This is a genomic window from Mesorhizobium sp. M7A.F.Ca.CA.004.06.1.1, assembly GCF_003999135.1.
Taxonomy (GTDB): Bacteria; Pseudomonadota; Alphaproteobacteria; order Rhizobiales; family Rhizobiaceae; genus Mesorhizobium.
This window is the reverse complement of the sequence record NZ_RZPQ01001107.1, coordinates 1-1,353: the sequence shown is the minus strand read 5'-3', so window position 1 is coordinate 1,353 and position 1,353 is coordinate 1. Positions and strand designations below refer to the sequence as shown.

Sequence of the window (1,353 nt, the reverse complement as noted above, 5' to 3'; positions counted from 1 at the left end):
GTTGGTGGCAGCCGCCGTATCCGCCGATCCGGGGCTGCCCAGATTGTTGCAATGGACATGCAGGGGATGCGGCAGGCCAAGACTGTCGACGGCGGCCTGCAGCGTCTTGACGATCTTGCGCGAACTGACGCCATAGGAAGGCACGACATCGTCCAGCGAGAAGGTGCGGACGTTCTCCTTGAAGGCGGCCGCCGCACCGGCGTTGATCACCTTGACCCCAAGCGCTCGCGTCGAAGCGACCGTCCAGGCGACATAGTCCTCGATCCTCGTCGAGGGGGCGTCGTCGCGGATCATCGACAACAGGAAATCGTCATTGCCGAGAATGGCGAGGGTTGCCTTGTCGATGATCGGGATGTCAGCCAGTTCGAGATGCGTGTGAAGCGCCGCTCCCGGCGACATCGCCGGCTCGACCACCGTCGTAAAGCCCATCTTGGCGTAGAGGCAGCCGGTCTGGAACGTCGACCAGCCGGCATTGGAGAGCGGCGTCATTGCCGGCCGCGCCTGATGGGCGGCATGCTGTTCGGGCAAGAGCAGCCGCGCGGTGTTCACATTGCCGCCGCCAATGTGGGAGTGGATGTCGATGGCGCCAGCCATCACGATGCAGCCGCTGGCTTCGATGATCCGGTCGGCCGCCCCTCCCGCCGGCGCCGAAACGATCTTGTCGTCCTTGACCCAAAGGTCGCCCTTGCCGAGACGGCCGTTGACGGGATCGATGATGTCGCCGCCGGCGATTTTCGTCAGCATGGCAGTGGCTCGGCGAAAGCGTGGCTAGCGATCAGGCGGATGATCATCGCGGCGGAGGGCAATTGCGAGGCCGCTTGCGCATCGATCGACCTGAGCGAGCCCGTGCGGCTGGAGTAGACAACCGCATCGTGATCGACCCCAGCTTCGCCGATGGCGATGGTGACTGCGGCGCCGGCAACCGGCTCTTGCGTTTTCGTCAACGCAATCAACGCCATGCGTCGCTTTTTTTCCTTCGGCTGGGCAGTTATGGCGGAGATCCGCAGGTGCAGGTCGGCTTCGCCGGCAGCGATCATGCGAGCCACATCGCAGCGCCAGGGATCGAATTCCGGGAAACCGCGCGCAAAGCCGGTGCGCAGCGGAAAACCTGTCATCCAGGCCGAGGCGAGCGTGCTTCCCCAGCCGCTTTCGTTCGCCGGCAGATGAAGGCCGGATGCGCGCGATTTGTGATTGAGATCGGCGATCAGTCCTTGCAGCATCTCCAATGCCAGGCCTTCGGCGGCGTGGCCTGAAAACAGGAACACGGGAAAATGCGCGGCCGCCAACGCTTTGGCGAAATCATTGAAATTCGACACCGGTTGCGATGTACGCCGCCCTTTGTGCTGTGTCCTC

General features: G+C 63.5%; 1 protein-coding gene and 1 pseudogene. Both read right to left on the bottom strand.

The window, feature by feature from the left end; all coding sequences use genetic code 11:
* Positions 1 to 744, bottom strand: a 744-nt coding sequence (locus EN906_RS34255) for an amidohydrolase family protein (RefSeq protein ID WP_164777614.1), incomplete at its 3' end; no start/stop codon positions are given.
* Positions 738 to 1,353 (bottom strand): annotated as a pseudogene (locus tag EN906_RS34250) (tungsten formylmethanofuran dehydrogenase); the annotation flags it as partial. The gene EN906_RS34255 and the pseudogene EN906_RS34250, both read right to left, overlap by 7 nt.